Raw genomic sequence first — 1,271 nt, forward strand, 5'->3', positions numbered from 1 at the left:
TTTTCATCTGTCTCCTCGCTTAATTTCGGCAGGGATTGTTTTATTAATAGGCACACGGTTCCTATCATTGGGTTGTTTGAGCTTTGGTGCTAATGCACAAGCTGATAAAAGGTTTGCAATCAAAATCATAAGAATGATATTTTTCATTTTAATATTACTCTTTTTTTCTGTTAGATGCATCCTAACATTTATTATCATTATTTCCATTTTGAATGTAAAGTAAAGTGCATAGTGTATAATTATTTTACTTTTCTTAATTTCATTTTTTAATTGATGAAAATAGCTCAATTTCAGTGCAAATATTTTTTGCTGTAGGATTTAGATATCTTGATTATTTTGTTCTATGGATATTCAGGGTGCCTGTTACGAGAATCACCGCATTTTATATCTTCTAGTTTTTATGTTTCCATAGGTGTCCAAATGTCATGCCTTTTGCGAGAGAATTGGCAATGCTTGATAGTTTAAGTAAGAGCATGATGGATATAATGGATAAGATGAATGCTCCCCCAAACATAAAGCTCACATTCTGTTGGTAATCGAGTTTCATATCAGCCAAGTAGTTTGCAAAGATATTCATCATCACATTAAAGACAGTGGCTAAGAGTAGAAAGAGGATTATGTAATTTACGACTTGGCTTAACCATTGCTCGAAAAGGCGATGGGTTGGTTGCCAGAGTAGGGCAATGATGAAGATAGGGCCCCATCCTACGAGAAGTGTAATAGCGATTTTTGTCAAGATAACGAGCCCACCGCCGATTGCGACGACGAAGCTTGTTGCTAGCAATATGAGGATGCCCAAGAGACTATAAAGCAGCCCATTGGCTTCGAAGAAGATGGTTTCTTGGAAAAGACGACCTGCATATTGGAATCCATTTTCTGCTGTTTTGTCAAGTAAGCCCATTAATTGTGTATCAGGGAGCGGATTTGTTATGAGTGCTTTTGATAAATCATAGGGCATATTTGTTATCAAATTCGCGATTTCACTTTGATAAAGCCCTGCGGTAAGCGCTATTGAAGTAATAATACTTATTCGCAGGAAACGACTTACGAACCCAGAGAGTGGCATATCTATAGCGCCACGAATGATGAGCCATCCATAGATAATGAAAGCGATGGTGATCCCGATTGATACAAAGGGGGTAATTACAACAATTGCTTTTGAGGAAATATCCGTGACATATGTTTTTGTTATCTGATCAATTTTATTGAAAAGTTGCGTGAACACGGTAAAGTTCATGGTATTCCTCTTTAACGAACTTTTAATTTTTTAT

2 protein-coding genes are annotated in these 1,271 nt (G+C 36.4%); both read right to left on the reverse strand.

Translation table 11 applies throughout. The features are described from left to right. Nucleotides 1–3 precede the first annotated feature (3 nt). Entirely contained in the window at nt 4–147 is a 144-nt protein-coding gene (locus PVV70_RS09640; RefSeq protein WP_254475109.1) for a TrwH protein, read from the reverse strand. 244 nt (nt 148–391) lie between these two features. Further along, nucleotides 392–1,237 (reverse strand): type IV secretion system protein, encoded by an 846-nt coding sequence (locus tag PVV70_RS09645; RefSeq protein ID WP_273759013.1) that lies wholly within the window; start codon nt 1,235–1,237, stop codon nt 392–394. Nucleotides 1,238–1,271: the final 34 nt, after the last annotated feature.

This window comes from Bartonella sp. AU55XJBT (genome assembly GCF_028618525.1).

What these genes read in the sequence shown, in the direction of transcription:
- PVV70_RS09645 (WP_273759013.1), bottom strand. Translation starts at nt 1,237, where the DNA reads ATGAACTTTACCGTGTTCACGCAACTTTTCAATAAAATTGATCAGATA.
- PVV70_RS09640 (WP_254475109.1), bottom strand. Translation starts at nt 147, where the DNA reads ATGAAAAATATCATTCTTATGATTTTGATTGCAAACCTTTTATCAGCT.